Genomic DNA, 16,656 nt, shown 5'->3' with positions numbered 1-16,656 from the left:
TGTTGCGTAACTCCCCGCCGCTATTCCACCGCCTGAAGGCCGGAATGGCTAAACCAAAAATAGAAGGTAAAGCGGGCAACGTTGCGCATGAGCAGATCCAAATAAGGTCAAACGACTATAACGCCAACCCATGAAGCTTGGCAAGCTCTTTATCCCGCACTGCACCAAACCCGTCCGCCGCTTAAAGACGCTTTTGTCTGCAAGCGGTTGTGACAAACCGACAGCTCTTCAGGCGGACCGCTGACGATTGACTGATATCAGACGCCCCGTTGTCTGTAATGCAAAAGTCTGGGCAAGCCCCCGTCCGGCCTGCATCGATCTTTGTACTTGGTCAATTTCCACCAGTCCAATGTATGAGGTAACGCAAATTGCAGCCCAGCGATAGGGAAATCACGATCACCACTTGGAGTCCGGACATGACTGAAACCCTGTTATCCCGATCGGTGCGCCTCCTGTTTGCCGGCGGCGGTGCGCTCGGCCCGCTCTTGCTGGCGCAGCTGCTGGCGGCGCCGCAGGCGGCTGCGCAGGAAGCGGCCGAACGGCCGATCGCGCGCGTCGTCGTCACCGGCAGTAACATCCGCCGTGCCGAAGCCGAAACCGCCTCGTCGGTTCTCACCGTCAACCGCGCCGACATCGAGCGCTCGGGCAAAAGCACCGTGTCCGAACTGCTGCAGACGCTGGCGGTGGACAACCAGGGCTCGGTGCCGACCACCTTCGGCAACGGCTTCGCGGCCGGCGCCTCGGGCATCTCGCTGCGCGGCCTCGGCGCCGGCTCGACCCTGGTGCTGCTCAACGGCCGGCGCATGGCCCCCTACGGCCTGGCCGACGACGCCCAGAAAGTGTTCGCCGACCTGAACGTGATCCCGACCGACGCCGTCGACCGCATCGAGATCCTGAAGGACGGCGCTTCGGCCATCTACGGTTCCGACGCCATTGCCGGCGTCGTCAACATCATCCTGCGCCGCAATTTCAAGGGCACGACGGTGCGCGGCGGCCTCGGCATCACCGAAGAGTGGGATGGCGAGGAGCAGAACCTGGCCATCACCCACGGCGTCGGCGACCTCGACGCCGACCGCTACAACGTGCTGCTCAATTTCGAGTTCAAGCGCCTCAACGACGTCTGGCTGCGCGACCGCGCCGACCGCCGCTACATCGGCCGCATCGACCTGCGCCAGTGGGGCTACTCGGCACAGGAGGCGCTCGGCGGCACCGGCGCCATCACGGGCCCGAATGCCGCCGGCAGCGCGATCAACGGCAACGTGCGCAACCCGGCCACGAACAACTACTACAACCGCGGCAGCCTCGACCCGGCTTCGGGCTTCACGCGCTTCTTTCCCGGCGCCGCCTGCTCGAACTTCACCGATCACCCGCAAGGCGACCCCGGCGGCGGCTGCCTGATCGACGCGCCGCTGTCCTACAACCAGATCCGGCCGGAGCAGGAAAACTACAGCCTGTTCGGGCGCGGCACCTGGCGCTTCACCCCGGCGCTCGAAGCGTACGGCGAGCTGAACCTCTACAGCAGCAAGACCGCGACCTCGACCACGCCCAGCACCGTGAGCGCCAACGTCGGCTATCCGGGCGGTCCGGTCAGCAATGCGGCGGTGCAGCTTGGCCCGGCCCACCCCGACAATCCCTACTTCGGCAGGGCGGCGCGCCTGCGCTACCTGGCCGGCGACGTCGGACCGCGCCAGTCGAACATCGACTCGTTTTTCGTGCGGGCGCTCGCCGGCGTCAAGGGCAACTTCGCCGGATGGGAGTACGACAGCGCCTTGCTGTTTTCGCGCAGCACGGTGACCAACGAACGATTCGGCTACTTGCAGCGCGACGTCGCCTTCGCCATGCTCGACCCGACCGCGGTCAACATCGCCGCCGCGCTCGGCGCCAGCCCGGCCTATGCGGCGCTGCCCATCGGCACCTATTGGCGCATCGCCGAGAACGCCGGCCTGAACAGCCCCGAGGTATATGCCGCGCTGTCGCCGAAAATCGCGAGCGATGCCGCAACCAAGATCATCCAGGGCGACTTCAAGGCCACGCGCGAATTGGGCCGCCTGGCCGGCGGCCCGATCGGCGTGGCGGCCGGCCTCGAATGGCGGCGCGAGGTAACCGAGCTGAAGCCGACCGCCGGCACCGAGCGCGGCAATATCATCGGCCTCGGCTACTCGGCCTACCGTGGCGCACGCAATGTGTTCGGGCTGTATGGCGAGGCGCTGGCCCCGGTCCTGCCGGGCCTCGAAATTACCGGCGCGCTGCGTTGGGACCACTATACGGACGTCGGCGACGCCTGGAACCCGAAAGTCGGCGTCAAGTGGCAGCCCGTGCGCCAGCTTGCGCTGCGCGGCACCTTCGCCCGTGGCTTCCGCGCCCCGAGTGCGGCCGAGAACGGTGTCGGCGGCCTGGCCGCCTTCTCCACCGCCGGCGACCCGCTGCGTTGCGGCCTCGGCGTCCAGGCAGCCTGCAACCCCGCCTCGGTCGCGATCATCACCTCGCCCAACCCGGAACTCGAGCCGGAGCGTTCGCGCAGCTACAACTTCGGCATCATCTGGGACCCGCTGCCGCGCACCAGCATTTCGGTCGACTTCTGGCAGATCAAGCGCAAGAACGAGATCAACCAGGAGCTGAGCGACGTCGCCATCGCGCAAGGACGCGTCGCGCGCGACCCGACGACCGCCGACCCGTCCGTCCCGGGCGACCCCGGCGCCATCGTCGCGGTGCTGGCGAACTACGTCAACTCGGCCCAGAGCAAGGTGCGCGGCATCGACCTCGATGCCCGCCACACGCTGCGCCTGCCTGACGGCTGGGGCAACATATTGCTCGACGGTAAATTAACCTATATCGACGAATGGCTGCGTACCGAGCAGGACGGCAGCGAGCGCGACTTCGCCGGCACCCATGGCAACTGCGACGTCACCAATTGCGTCGGCACCCCGGACTACCGCGCCAACCTGCGCGCGGCCTGGGACCGCGGCGACTGGCGCGTGTCGCTCAATGCCAACTACCGCGGGCCGATCGACAACGTGCTGTTCAGGAACGACCCGGCCGGCTGCGCCAGCCACTTCGCCAATGGCCAGGATGCGCCGAACAACTGCGAACTGGCGTCGTTCACGACCTTCGACCTGGTGGTGCGCTGGAAGCCACGGCCCGGCTGGGAGGTGTTCGGCACGATCGAGAACCTGTTCGACAAGGTCGCGCCGCTCGACCCGCTGACCTATGGCGCCCAGTCATACAATCCGCTCGATTACCTGGGCGCCCTGGGGCGCAACTTCAGGATCGGCGCCCGCTACACGTTCTGATGGACGGCGCACCGCTGCCGGGCACCGGGCACCGGGCAGTCAGGCTCGCCCGGTGCCCGGCGCGCGCAGGGCCGGCGGCGGGCGCCGGGTCACGATCGCCATGGCCGTGATCCAGCCGCCGCACCGGCGGGCCGTCGCAACGCTGCACCGCTTGCCGGGCGGATGCCGACCCGGCGCCAGCCGCATGCGGTCCGGACGCGGCACATGCGCACCCGGCCTGCCGCATACATCCGACGCCGCCCCCGGCCCGTCACCTGCCGAGTCGCACTTATTCCACAAAACGGGATATTTTTGATTGAAATCACCCGAATCATGGCATCTGATGCAAGACTCATCCCACCAATCCCCCGTCCCGCGCTGGTACATGCTAACGATAAATTGCCACGCGTACAGGCGTCAATGCGCTGCGGGGCGCACAAACAACCCGATACCAGGAGCCGGAAATGAATGAAACACTGTTGTCCCGTTCGGTGCGCCGGCTGTTCGGCGCCGCTGCCGGTCTTGGCCTGCTGGCCTGTCCGTTCGCGCTGGCGCAGGACACCACGGGCACGCCGATGGCGCGCGTCGAGGTGACCGGCTCGTCCATCAAACGGATCGCCGCCGAAAGCTCGCTGCCGATCACCACCATCCGCGCCTCCGACTTCGCGAAACAGGGGCTGACGACGGCGCAGGACGTGCTCAATACGATCCCGATGAACCAGACCTCGACCGTCAGCGCGTCCGCGGTCGGCGCCGGTACCGGCGGGCGTGCCGTGGCTGACCTGCGCGGCCTCGGCGGCGACAAGACGCTGGTGCTGCTCAACGGCCGGCGCCTGGCCAACCACCCTTATTTTGCCGACACCGTGGACCTGAACATCATCCCGGTGGCGGCGCTGGAACGGATCGAGGTGCTGCGCGACGGCGCTTCCGCCATCTACGGCACCGACGCCATTGGCGGCGTCATCAACTTCATCACCAAGCGCTCGGTCAAGGGCGGCGCCCTCACCTTCGAGGGCTACGAGCCGTGGCGGCGCGGCGGCGGCAGCGAGCAGCGCGTCAACCTGTCGCAGGGTTTCGGCGACCTCGACCGCGACGGCTGGAGCGGCTTCGGCGTGCTCGACTACCACCAGCAAAGCCCGCTGCGTTCGATCGACCGCAGCTTCGCGCGCACCGGGGTGCGGCCCGAGCGTGGCCTGAACCAGGTGAGCCGCACCACCTTCCCCGCCAACTTCTTCTCCGACCTGGGCATTGCCGGCAATCCCTATTACGCGACCGGCTGCAGTCCGACCGGAAGTTCTCCGAACACGGCACCGGCGAGCGACGACCCGGTCTGCGAATTCGACTACACGCAGTTTATCGACCTGATCCCGAAAACGCGCCAATACAGCGCGATGGGCAAGTTCAACCGCCAGTTCACTCCCGATCACCTCGGCAGCATCGAATTCATCTGGGGACGCAACACCACCGAATCGCGGGTGGCGCCGCCGCCGATGTCGAACCTCGGCATCACCATGACGGCCGCCAGCCCCTACTACCCGGGCAACGGCATCGTGCCCGCGGTTCCCGGCTTGACGGGCGAAAACCTCGACATCAGCTGGCGCCCGATCGAGTCCGGCCAGCGCCTGAACTACGACAGCAGCAACACCTGGCGCCTGCTGGCCAGCCTCGAAGGCACGATTGCCGGATGGGACTACAACACGGCGATCTCGCACTCCTTGGGGCGCGCGCGCAGCTCCTTCCGCGGCGGCTACCTGATCGACCAGCGCATCGTCGACGGCGTCGGCGCCGGCATCCTGAACCCGTTCGGCCCGCAGAGCCCGGCCGGTGCCGATTTCCTGCAGAATTCGCTGCTGCTCGGCGAATACGTGCATGCGCGCATCGCCAGCAGCGCCATCGACGCCCGCGCCAGCCGCAACCTGATGACACTGCCCGCCGGCCCGCTCGGCTTCGCGCTTGGCGCCGAGTTCCGGCGCGACCGCGCCAAGTATTTCGTCAACCGCGCACTGGCGGGACAGGCCTCGAGTTCCGGCTATGCCGACGCGCAGGACCAGTCCGGCCAGCGCAGCATCGCGGCCATCTTCACCGAACTGAACGTACCGGTGATCAAGGACCTGGAACTGAACTTCGCGGGACGCTACGACCACTACAACGATGTCGGCGGCAGCTTCAACCCCAAGGTGTCGCTGCGCTACCAGCCGACCCGCGAGGTGCTGGTACGCGGCTCCTTCAACAAGGGCTTCCGCGCGCCCACGCTGTTCGACCTGTACGGCCCGCAAACGACAACCAACAGCTCCGACACCTATGACGACCCGGTGCTGTGCCCGGGCGGAGTGGCCGTGCCCGGCGCCAACCCGAACATCGTCTGCGGCCAGCAGCAACTGGTGCGCGGCGGCGGCAACCCCGAGCTCAAGCCCGAGCGCTCGCGCACGTGGAGCGCCGGCATCGTGGTCGAGCCGATCCCGTCGCTGACGCTGTCGGCCGACTACTGGAACATCAAGCTCAAGGACCAGATCAGCGCGCTGGCCGAACAGACCATCTTCGGCAACTACCCGCGCTACCAGAACCTGTTCGTGTACGACCCGAGCGGCACGCGCCTGAACTACGTGCTCGACATTACCAGCAACCTCGGCGAAGTGCGCACCCGCGGGCTCGACCTGTCCCTGCTGTACCGCTTGCCGCGCAGCCCGATCGGCAACCTCAGCCTCAGCATCGACGGCACCTACGTCAACAAGTACGAGTACCAGAACGAGCGCGGCGGCCCGTTCACCCAGAACGCGGGGCGGTATGCCGACGCCACGCCGGTCTTCCGCTGGCGCCACAACCTGTTGCTCACGCTCGTGCGCGGCGATTACATCTTCAATCTCGCGAACCGCTACTCGTCGCACTACGAGGACCAGAACACGGCCGTCGACCCCGAGTTCTTCAACAAGGTCGGCCATTATTCGACCTGGACCCTGTCGACGACGTATACGGGCAACAAGCATTTCGAGCTGACCGCCGGCATCAAGAACCTGTTCGACGAAGAACCGCCCTTCACCAACCAGGTCACCAACTTCCAGCTGGGCTACGATCCGCGCTACACGGATCCCCTCGGGATGACGGTGTACATGCGGCTGACGGCGAAGTTCTGAGGAAGCCTGGATGCGACGGCATCGGGTGCAGGACGTAGGGTGGGCGGCTCCACCCGGGTGCAGGCGCCCCGGGACCTCGACGCCGCCCACGCGTTCAACCGGCGGCGGAAACCTCGCGCCCCCCCGGGCGTCGAACGCGTCGCCCGTGGTGACGCCTCGCCTTGGTGCGTCCAGTGGTTGAACGCGTGGGCGACGCAGCCGCGGCCCGCCCGCGTGCAGCCAGGTGGAGCCGCCCCCTGCCGCCAAACGCTCCTGGGCCATCTTCAAAAAAAATGCCCGGCAAGGCCGGGCATTCGTTATCGCAGCTTGCCTGCGCCTTACGCGGTACCGCCCACGGTCACGCCGTCGATGCGCAGCGTCGGTTGGCCGACACCGACCGGCACGCTCTGGCCTTCCTTGCCGCACACGCCCACGCCCGAGTCGAGCGACATGTCGTTGCCGATCATCGAGATGCGGTTCATGACGTCGGGACCGTTGCCGATCAGGGTGGCGCCCTTTACCGGATAGGTGATCTTGCCGTCCTCGATCATGTAGGCTTCGCTCGCCGAGAACACGAACTTGCCGTTGGTGATGTCGACCTGGCCGCCGCCGAAGTTCACCGCGAACAGGCCGTTCTTGACCGAGGCGAGGATCTCGGCCGGGTCCTTGTCGCCGGCCAGCATGTAGGTATTGGTCATGCGCGGCATCGGCAGGTGCGCGAAGGACTCGCGGCGCGCGTTGCCGGTGATCGGCATCTTCATCAGGCGCGCGTTCATCGTGTCCTGGATATAGCCTTTCAGGATGCCGTCTTCGATCAGCGTCGTGCACTGGGTCGGGTTGCCTTCGTCGTCCATGTTCAGCGAGCCGCGGCGGTCCTGCAGGGTGCCGTCGTCGACCACGGTGACGCCCTTGGCGGCGACCCGCTGGCCGATCATGCCGGCATACGAAGACGAACCCTTGCGGTTGAAGTCGCCCTCCAGGCCGTGGCCGACCGCTTCGTGCAGCAGCACGCCGGGCCAGCCCGGTCCGAGCACGATCGTCATCGGGCCGGCCGGCGCCGGACGCGCATCGAGGTTGACCAGCGCCGCCTTGACCGCCTCGTCGGCATAGCGTTCGAGGATGGCGTCGTCGAAATAGCCGTAATCGAAACGCCCGCCGCCGCCGGACGAACCGGTCTCGCGCCGGCCATTCTGCTCGGCAATCACGGTCACCGACACGCGCACCAGGGGCCGGATGTCGGCCGCCAGCACGCCGTCGCTGCGCACCACCAGCACCACGTCGTATTCGCCGGCCAGGCCCGCCATCACCTGCACCACGCGCGGGTCCTTGGCGCGTGCCATCTTTTCGACGCGTTCGAGCAGCTTGACCTTGGCGGTGGCGTCGAGCGAGGCGAGCGGGTCGCGCGGCAGGTAGAGCGAGCGTCCGCCGGTCGGCTGGGCGGTGGCGGCGACCTTCACGCGGCCGGCCCCGGCGCGGGCGATCGTGCGCGTGGCGGCAGCAGCGTCCAGCAGCGCGATTTCGGAAATTTCGTCGGAGTAGGCAAAAGCGGTCTTGTCGCCGGAGATCGCGCGCACGCCGACACCCTGGTCGATCGAGAAGCTGCCGGTCTTGACGATGCCCTCTTCCAGGCTCCAGCCTTCGCTCTTGGTGAACTGGAAATACAGGTCGGCGTAATCGACCTTATGGGTAAACATCGTTCCGAGCGTGCGCAGCAGCTTGCCTTCGTCGAGGCCAAACGGCGTCAGCAGCACATCGCGGGCGACGGCCAGGGAGGAAAGGTTCGGTTCGAATGGGATCATTTTGCGTGTGTGTCTCGTGTGGATTCGGGCATTGTGCCATATCCGTCCAGATCGTACCGGTGCCGGAACGGGCGGGGGCGGCAGTCGTTTGCCTGGCAGGTCGTCGGGCGGGCACCCTATGCCCACGCGCTGCGGCGTTGGCATGGACGCGGCCGATGTTTACCGTGTAGTGCCCGTAGGGTGGACGGCTCTGCCGTCCACGCGGTGGTAGCCAGCAGCTCCGTTATCGATCCGGATGATCTCGCCGCCAGCGATCGACACGTGGGCGGCGCATGCTACGCGAACGCTCATCAGTTACAGGTGGAGCCGACCACTCTACGCCGCTGCGAACGCCAACAATTACAGCTTGCGATGCCGCAAAGCCGGCAAGCTCTCGCGCACCCCGGCCAGGTACGCCGCGTCGAGCTCGCCACTGACGACGCCTTCCCCTTCCGGCAACACCGCCTTGACTTCGCCCCAGGGGTCGACCAGCATGCTGTGGCCGAAGGTACGGCGTCCGTTGGCGTGGGTGCCGCCCTGGGCCGCGGCCAGCACGTAGCACTGGTTTTCGATGGCGCGGGCGCGCAGCAGGACTTCCCAGTGGGCTTTGCCCGTGGTGTGCGTGAACGCGGCCGGCACCACGATCAGCGCGCACTCGCCCATCGCCCGGAACAGTTCCGGAAAGCGCAGGTCGTAGCAGATCGACAGGCCGACCCTGCCGAATGGCGCCTCGAAGCTGCCGACCGTGTCCCCCGGCACGATGGTGCGCGCCTCGTCGTAGGATTCGCTGCCCTTGTTGAAACCGAACAGGTGGATCTTGTCGTAGCGTCCGACCGGCGCCCCTTGCGGGTCGTACACGAGCGTGGTGTTGAGCACGCGGCCGGCGTCGCTCGAGACCAGCGGCAGCGTGCCGCCGATCAGCCAGATGCCGTGTTCGCGCGCCAGCGCGGCCAGGCAATCCTGGATCGGGCCGCTTCCCGGCTGTTCGGCCTGCGCGACCTTGTCCGCGTCGGTCATGCCCATGATCGGCCAGTATTCGGGCAGCGTCACCAGCGCGGCGCCGTCGGCGGCGGCCTCGGCCACCAGGCGGCGCGCGGTGGCGAGATTGTCCGCCACGATCGGCGTGGACACCATCTGGACTGCGGCAACACGGGGCATCGCATTCCGGCTCGTGCTGCGGCTCGCGTCTCGGCTCATGTCATCCCTCTTTCGCGTTGGCCGCCGGGCTCGGCGGCGGGTTGTCGATCTTGGTAATGGTAGGCGATTTCCACGGCCCCGTGATCTGCATCTGGTAAGTCAGGGCCTTCATCACGGGCGCGCGCAGGAACAGTTGCGCCAGGTAGGAGCCGATGCCGATCAGCGGATTGACGGCCAGGCCATACACCAGCGGGCCGGTGCCGAGGTTGAACTCGGGAATCACCACGACGCGCAAATTGGTCGATTCGTTGGCGATGTCGGCCGTGCCGTCCATCAGCACGGTGGCGGCCACGCCATGCATTTTCAGGTTGTCGGTCTTGATGATGCCGCGCGTGATCATGGCATTGGCGCTGATGCCGTCGAAGGCCAGGCCTTCGGAGAACACGTCGTGGAAATCGAGCTTGAGCAGGCGCGGCAGGGCCTGCAGGCTGAGCACGCCGAGCAGCTTGGCCGCGCCGGGGTCCTGCTTCAGGAACTGGCCGCCGCCGACATTCATCTCGATCTGGCCCGACAGGGTCGGGATGTCGAGCGAGTACGGCAGTCCGCTCCAGGAAATATCGCCCGACATCTTGCCCTTGCCGCGGCGCAGGGTTTCCGGGAAGCCGAGGCGGTCGAGCAGGCGCCCGGCATCGAGGATGTCGAGCGTGAAATTCATGCCGGTATTGCTCTTGCCGTCCTTGGTCAGCCAGCGCCCGGTGGCCTTCAGCTGGCCGTCCGGGTTGGTCAGGGTCAGGCGGTCGATGCGCCACTCCTTGCCGGCCAGCGCCTGCACATTGCTCGCCTGCAAATCAAGGCGCCCGAACTGCTTGTTGAACAGCTCGAAGCGCTCGGCCACGATGTCGAGCGCCGGAATGGTGGCGCTCGCGCCGCGGTTCGATTCGAGCAGGTCCTTCACTTCCGCCGCCGAGGAGGCGGGGATCACCAGCGAGGCCAGGCGCGCGGTGACCTTGCCCACGCCCTGCCCGTGGCCCTGGGTCCAGGTCAGGTGGCCCGAGGCCTGGCGCGAATTCAGGTTCGCCTGCCAGGCGCTGCCGCGGTGCGATGCGCCCACCACCACGTCGACCATGCGCCGCTCGCCGATGAAGAGCTCGGTGGCGCGCGCCGCAATCGTGGTCGGCATCACGTACTGGGCGAAATTCGGACCGCTGCGCGCGCCGGCGGGAGCGCCGCTTGCGGCCGCTCCGTCGTCCCCGGCAATCGTGCGCCCGGCTGCCAGCCAGGCGTCCATGTTGAGCGATTTCATGTCGACGTTGATGCTCAGGCCCTCTTCCGGCGCCGGCGCCGGCACGTTCACGCCGATGCCGCCGCGCTCGACCACCCAGGGGCTGTTCGGCTGGCGGCTGCGCAGGTAGCGCGCGGCCACCGCGTTGCCCAGCGACAGGCGCAGTTCGTCGCGGCCGACGCCATCGACGGTCGGCGCGCCGTCCAGCACGAAGTGCAGCGGCAGGCTGTCCGCCTGCGCCTTGTTCAGGGGCGCCGGCAGTTCCAGGCCGAGTCCGGCCAGCGTCGAATCGATGGTCACGCCCAGCTGGCGATCGCGTACCGTGACGGCGCCCGTGTAGCGCGTGCTGCCCGACAGGTGCGTTGCCAGGCGCGCCAGCCCCGGCGGCGCGCTGCGCCGCATGCCGTCGGCCGACAAGGTGCCCGCCAGGCGGATCGCAATCGCGCCGTCGCGTTGCGTGCCGCCGCTTAAGGCCAGCGGCCCGCCCAGGAAACTGGCGCCTATCCCGTTCAGGTTGACGCCATGCTCGGTGAACTCGATCCTGCCCAGGGCCGCCTGCAGCGGCGGCAGGTCGGGGAACAACTGGACATCGTTGTTCTGCAATTGCAGGCTGCCCTGGACCCTGGTCTGGTGCAGGTCGGCCAGCGGCATCTGCAGCTTCAGCCCGAGGCGGGCGTTGCCCGTGCCTTGCGCGTCGTCGGTGACGTGCCCGATCCAGCCAGGCACCGGGCTGGCCGCGACATAGCGCAGGAAGTCCTGCAGCGCGCCGCTGGCCGTGCCGTCGATGTCGAGCAGCATGTCGTGGCCGCCGAGGCTCGGGATGACGGCGCGCACGTCCTTCAGTTGCAAGCCGGCCGTGCGCAGCGATTCGCCATGGATTTCCATGCGCGCGCGGTCGAAGACAATGCTGCCGTTGATTGCCTCGGCAAGCGGCCACTGGGGCTTGTCCTCGGGCGTGCGGTGGCCCGGCGCGTATTCGAGCACGGCGCCGGCCAGGCGCCCGGCGACGCGGAATTCGCCGCGCGCGCGTTGCGCCGGGTTGTCGGCCCGGAACGGGAATCCGGCAAGGTCGCCGCGCAGGCGCAGGCGCACCTCGCTCAGGGTGCCGCCCTGCAAGGCGGAACCGAGCCATCCGCGCAGTCCGGGCGGCGTGGCCAGCGGCAGGAAGCGGCCGACCTGGGCGATCTGGAAGCCGTCGAGCGTGCCGGTGACGTCGGCCACGCCGGGACCGTGCCCCTGGCCGAGCGGCAATTGGTGGCGCCCGGACAGGCTGCCGCGCAGCGTGCCCTGCGCGAACTCGAGCTTGTCCACCTCGACCAGCAACTGCTCTCCGGGCTGGTAGCTCCAGCGCGCGCCCAGCGCCAGGCGGTCAAGCGGCAGCGCCGGCTCGGCAAACCAGGCCGGCATGCGCAGCGCCAGCTTTGCGGAGTCGAGCACCAGGCTGCCGCCCTTCTCGGTGGCGTCGATGCTGCCGGTCAGGTTATCGAAACCGGGCAAGGCCGGCATTGCGGGCTGTGCGGCAATACCGGGCGCCGCCGCGACCGCCGCGCGCGCCGCCTGCGGCTGCAGGGAGAGGCCGGCTACCCTGCCCTTGACGCGGTAGCCGGCCAGTTGCGGGTATTGGCCCTCCCAGGACGCGGAAAAATCGAGCAACTGGCCGCGCGGCGCGAAATCGGCGAGCGCCTGCCGCTGCAGCGCCGACAGCGGCAACTGCGCGGCCAGCCCCGCCAGCGCGGCGAGGTCGACCTGGCGCGCCTGGAGCGCGACCCGGCGCGGCTTGTCGCCGCGGGCCGGGGTAAACGTTTCCGTGAACGTGGCCGGCGGCAGCGCGCGCCCATCCTGGGTCACGACGACGAGGTTGTCCAGGCTCACCGTATGGCCGTTGGCGCCGAAGGTCGGCTTGCCGTCGGCCGTGCCCGGCACGAGCTCCTCGCGCGCCGACAGGCGCCCGGAGAGGCTGGCCAGGCGCAAGGGCGGCAGGTCCGGCTGGAGGCGCGCGGCGACGCCGGCCAGCGCCAGGTCGGCGGTGAAGCCGGCCAGGCGTGCCTGGTCCAGCTGCATCCAGGCGCGCAGCGAGCCGCGCGCGCTGGCGACCTGGAACGGATAGTCGAGGTATTGGCGCCAGGCGGCCAGGTCGGCCTCGCGCAGGTCGGCATAGACTTCGCCCTTCCAGCGCGCGATGTCGGACGAGCGGCTGCCGAAGCGCGGATGGGTAAAGCGGGCGCGCACGTCGAACGGCTGCGCCAGCGCCGCCGGCGGCGTCGCCTTGAGCGCGAGCCGGTGCGTGGTCCAGTGGTTCTGCAGCACCAGCGTGACGTCGGTCAAGGCCAGCGCAGCGGCGCCGCGCTGGGCGTCGATCCAGTCGACGCGCCCCTCGCGGATCAGGATTTCGCGCTGGCGGAATGCCCAGTCGCCGCCGGGGCCGCCATTGTCCTCGTCCTTGGGGTCGATTCGCATGCCGGCCACGTGGATCACGCCGGCCGCGTCGCGCCGCACCTCCAGGTGCGGGCGGATCAGTTCGAGCGTCTCGAAGCGCGGCTCGGCCGCCAGCACGCTCCACCAGGACAGCGTGGCCGACACGGAAGGCAGCGCCAGCACCTGGCGCCCGCGCTGGTCGACCAGGCTGACGTCGCCCAGGAACAGGGAGGGATTCAGGCCGTCCCAGGAAGCGTAGATGCGCGCGATCGCTACCTGGTTGCCGAGCGCGCGGCTGGCCAGGCGCTCGATGTCGCCTTTATACAGGTCGATGTTGGGCAGGATGGCGTAGCGCAGCACCAGGAACAGCAGGGCCAGCGCGAAATACGCGAGCAGCGCCAGCTTGACGGTAAAGCCGAGCACGTGATGCGACGCCAGGTTCGCGTAGCGGTAGGCCGCGCGCAGGCGCCGCCAGCGTGCCTTGAGAGGCTCGTGCGGCCCGTGCGGCTCGAGAGGCTCGTGCGCGTCGGTCGCGCCCGCGGCCTGCGGTTCCGGGTTGTGCATCAGGGTGCTAATAAAAAAGGCTCGCCGTAAATGTATCTATGAACAACAGAATTCTTTGAAAGAAGAGCGCTTGCTACGATTGCGGCGTCTACCTTACCATCGTGCTGACCGGGGCGGCACGGCGGGCAATTTTACCGCAAGCATGCTTGCCGGCCCCGCTTTTCCACTCCTGCCGGACCGTCCCATGCCCCCTGCTTCCACCGCCTGCGCACCACAGCCAGCACCACAACTGGAACCACAGCGTTACTCGCGCTACTACCAACGCTGGGTCGATGCCGCCCCTGGCCGCGCCGAGCGCATCTCGGCCTTGAGCGGATTATCGCTGGCCTGCCCGGATTTCGGCGCGTTATTGGATCAGGAGTTGGCAAGCGGGATCGGCCTGCCGCGCGCCATGCGCCGCCTGCGCAACCTGCTGGTCTGCAGCCTGATCCGGCGTGACCTCGAAGGCCGCGCCGACCTCGACGAAGTGGTCAGCGCCATGACGGGCCTGGCCGATTTCGCCATCCGCACCCACCTGGCCGACCTGATGGCCGAGCTGGTGGCCGCCCACGGCATGCCGGTCGGCGCCGAATCGAACCGGCCGCAAGAGATGCTGGTGCTGGCAATGGGGAAACAAGGCGGTGGCGAACTCAACGTGTCGTCGGACATCGACCTCATCTTCGTCTATCCGGAAGACGGGGAAACGGCGGCCGGACCGGGCCAGCGCCAGCTCTCGAACCACGAATTTTTCATCCGCCTCGGGCGGCGCCTGATCGGCGCCCTGTCCGAAGTGATCGAGGACGGCTTTACGTTCCGCGTCGATATGGCGCTGCGCCCGAACGGCAATTCCGGACCGCTCGCCGCCAGCCTCAACATGGTCGAGGAATACCTGATCGTCCAGGGCCGCGAATGGGAACGCTACGCCTGGGTCAAGGCGCGCGCCGTCACCGGCACCGAGGAGGACATCGCGGCGCTGGAGGCGGTCGTGCGCCCCTTCGTGTTCCGCCGCTACCTCGACTTCGGCGTGATCGACGCGATCCGCAACATGCACGCCCAGATCCGCGCCGAGGTCAACCGCCAGGAGCGCCTGCATCCGGACCGCAGCAATAACGTCAAGCTGGGGCGCGGCGGGATCCGCGAGATCGAATTCCTGGCCCAGGTGTTCCAGCTTATCCGTGGCGGGCGCGACCCGGCCCTGCGCGAGCGCTCGACGCGCCGGACGCTGCGCCTGCTTGGCGAGCGCGCGCTGCTGGCGCCCGAGGTCGTCGAGCGCCTGCTCGAAGCCTACGCCTTCCTGCGCAACCTCGAGCACCGCCTGCAATACCTGGAAGACGCCCAGACCCATACCCTGCCCGTGAACGAGGCCGACCGCCTGGCGGTGGCGGCGATGATGGGCATGCCCGACGTCGCCACCCTGCTCGCGCGCCTGGAGCAGACGCGCGCCTTCGTGGCCGCGCAGTTCGACGACATGTTCGCCGACAAGAGCGCCCCGGCCGACGAGGAAGGCGCCGGACTGGACGACATCGCCGCCGACCCCGAGGCCCTCAAGGCCATCGCCACCCACCTGGCGGGACTGGGCTACGACGACCCGGCCGACAGTGCGCGCCGGCTGGCGGGCACATGGAACGCGCCGCGCCTGCAGGGCCTGCCCGACGCCAGCCGCACCCGCCTGCTGGCCCTGGTCAACCTGGCGTTGCCGCAGGTGGCCGCCATCGTCGAGGAAGCCGGCGTCGGCAGCCACGGCGCCACGCTCGGGCGCCTGCTCGACTTCCTGGAAGCGATCGCGCGCCGTTCGGCCTACCTGTCGCTGTTGACCGAATACCCGCACACGCTCGAGCGCGTGATCCGCATGATGCATGCCAGCGGCTGGGCCGCCACCTTCCTGACGCTGCATCCGATCCTGCTCGACGAACTGCTGGACGACCGCGGCGGCATCGACGAGCCGGCCGCGCTGGCGGCCAGCCTCGACGCCAGCCTGCTCGAAGCCGCAGGCGACACCGAGCGCCAGCTCGACATCCTGCGCGAAACCCACCATGCCCAGCTGTTCCGGCTGCTGGCGCTCGACCTCGCTGGCGAGCTGTCGGTCGAGCGCCTCGCCGACCACCTGTCCGCGCTGGCCGACGTGGTCGTCGCCGCCACCGTGCGCTGGGCCTGGCGCACGGTGGCCAGCCGCCACATCGAGGAACCGCGCTTCGCCGTCATCGCCTACGGCAAGCTGGGCGGCAAGGAGCTCGGCTACGTGTCCGACCTCGACGTCATCTTCCTGTTCGACGACGAGGACGACATGGCGCCATCGAACTACGCGAAGCTGGCGCAACGCTTCATCACCTGGATGACGGCGCACACGCCGGCCGGCATCCTGTTCGACATCGACACCGCCCTGCGCCCGGACGGCGCCAGCGGCATGCTGGTCAGCTCGCTGGCGGCCTTCGAGCGCTACCAGCACAACGCCGCCTGGGTCTGGGAACACCAGGCGCTCACCCGCGCCCGTTTCTGCGCCGGCGACGCCGCCATCGGGACCCGCTTCGAAGCGATCCGCGAAGCCGTGCTGCGGCGCGACCGCAGCGCGCAAGCCGGGCAGCTCAAGGCCGAGGTACTCGCGATGCGCAAGCGCATGCACGAGGCTTATCCGAACCGTAGCGCGCTGTTCGACCTGAAGCAGGACAGCGGCGGCATGATCGACATCGAATTCATCGTCCAGTACCTGGTGCTGCGCTACGCCGCGGTGCATCCGCAATTGACGGCCAACGCCGGCAATATCGCCTTGCTGCACCGCAGCGCGGAACTCGGCCTGATCGACAAGGACCTGGCCACCGGCGTCGCCGATGCCTACCGGGCGATGCGCAAGCTGCAGCACCAGTTGCGCCTGCAAGGGCGCGAAGCACGGGTCGATCCCGTGCTGGTGCGTGAGGATGCAGCGCGGGTGCTGCGCCTGTGGGAAGCATGTTTCGGTTGACCGCCGGGTCGGCCCGCACATTCCATACCTCCTATATTGGCCCACGATAGCCGAACTTATCCTGTTTTAGGGGAAGTTCGGCACGCCGCTGCGCGCTCGATCCTGTCTATACAGGTACTGACTTTCGGGTTATTTCCGGTAAATACAACTGCGTTGTTTTCAAGAC

Annotated in this window: 6 protein-coding genes; 3 read left to right on the top strand and 3 right to left on the bottom strand. The window is 68.1% G+C overall.

Annotated features, from left to right (window positions below):
* Positions 1-416: 416 nt before the first annotated feature.
* Both ACFPAH_RS14180 and ACFPAH_RS14175 read left to right on the top strand, forming a co-directional pair.
* Positions 417-3,290, top strand: coding sequence for a TonB-dependent receptor (locus ACFPAH_RS14180; RefSeq protein ID WP_379746499.1), 2,874 nt, complete (start codon positions 417-419; stop codon positions 3,288-3,290).
* A 443-nt stretch (positions 3,291-3,733) separates the two neighbouring features.
* Positions 3,734-6,400 carry a TonB-dependent receptor gene (locus ACFPAH_RS14175; protein WP_379746496.1) on the top strand — a complete coding sequence of 889 codons (2,667 nt, stop codon included), beginning with the start codon at positions 3,734-3,736 and terminating at the stop codon, positions 6,398-6,400.
* 317 nt (positions 6,401-6,717) lie between these two features.
* Here the strand turns inward: ACFPAH_RS14175 and tldD are convergent, their stop codons facing one another.
* The 3 genes from tldD to ACFPAH_RS14160 all read right to left on the bottom strand — a co-directional run bounded on the left by tldD (position 6,718) and on the right by ACFPAH_RS14160 (position 13,555).
* Positions 6,718-8,178 (bottom strand): metalloprotease TldD, encoded by a 1,461-nt coding sequence (gene tldD, locus ACFPAH_RS14170; protein ID WP_379746493.1) that lies wholly within the window; start codon positions 8,176-8,178, stop codon positions 6,718-6,720.
* Positions 8,179-8,517: 339 nt separating this feature from the next.
* Complete coding sequence (locus tag ACFPAH_RS14165; RefSeq protein ID WP_379746540.1) at positions 8,518-9,315, bottom strand: carbon-nitrogen hydrolase family protein; 798 nt, start codon at positions 9,313-9,315, stop codon at positions 8,518-8,520.
* A gap of 40 nt (positions 9,316-9,355) precedes the next feature.
* The gene (locus ACFPAH_RS14160; protein WP_379746490.1) at positions 9,356-13,555 is read right to left on the bottom strand and encodes a YhdP family protein; all 4,200 of its coding nucleotides are present in this window, start codon (positions 13,553-13,555) and stop codon (positions 9,356-9,358) included.
* 184 nt (positions 13,556-13,739) lie between these two features.
* On the opposite strand from ACFPAH_RS14160, the gene glnE reads away from it, so the two are divergent.
* Positions 13,740-16,490 (top strand): bifunctional [glutamate--ammonia ligase]-adenylyl-L-tyrosine phosphorylase/[glutamate--ammonia-ligase] adenylyltransferase, encoded by a 2,751-nt coding sequence (glnE, locus tag ACFPAH_RS14155; protein ID WP_379746487.1) that lies wholly within the window; start codon positions 13,740-13,742, stop codon positions 16,488-16,490.
* Positions 16,491-16,656 lie beyond the last annotated feature (166 nt).

This window comes from Massilia sp. GCM10023247, from assembly GCF_042653325.1.
Classification (GTDB): Bacteria; Pseudomonadota; Gammaproteobacteria; order Burkholderiales; family Burkholderiaceae_D; genus Telluria.
This window is presented reverse-complemented; position numbering and strand designations above follow the sequence as displayed.